Origin of the sequence: Acinetobacter sp. NIOH-H-8, from assembly GCF_046635365.1 — a bacterium.
In the GTDB taxonomy this organism is placed as follows: Bacteria; Pseudomonadota; Gammaproteobacteria; order Pseudomonadales; family Moraxellaceae; genus Acinetobacter.
Window position 1 is genome coordinate 1 of the sequence record NZ_JBHDVN010000232.1, and the last position, 432, is coordinate 432.

At 46.3% G+C, this 432-nt stretch carries 1 protein-coding gene; it reads right to left on the reverse strand.

All coding sequences use genetic code 11. The features are described 5' to 3' along the window. Positions 1-219: 219 nt before the first annotated feature. Positions 220-432 (reverse strand): hypothetical protein (locus ACEWB7_RS17970; RefSeq protein WP_411581086.1); only part of this gene is annotated, 213 nt, incomplete at its 5' end.

Sequence of the window (432 nt, forward strand, 5' to 3'; positions counted from 1 at the left end):
TTGCTGATATGCTTCACATTATCCCGCAGCAAGGGAATCTTATTGCAAAATAACTGTAGTTCACTGGTGACGTGTTTCGGCGCAACCGCGCTCATTGCCGCTATTTTTCATTTCAGTTGCGACCTTTTTCAGCGCCACCGCCAGGAAAGGCATTATTGCCGAATTAAAAGCTGAAAAACTACCCGTTGCGACGAAAAAAAAGGCGATGAAGATTGATAACTAACTGAAAAAATTGGAATTATGCTCGTTGCCATTACGCTGATTAGCACGTTCATTGAGGAAAGAGATAAGAAGAAGAGCAGAAGTGTGACCGGTGCGGCGCGCGTTATCCAGCCTGGATTTAACACAGTGCATAGGCCGGATAAGCAACGCGCCATCAGGCGCTAACCCATTCCCCAAAAAATCACCGCCAGCAGTTGTGGCGTGATAATA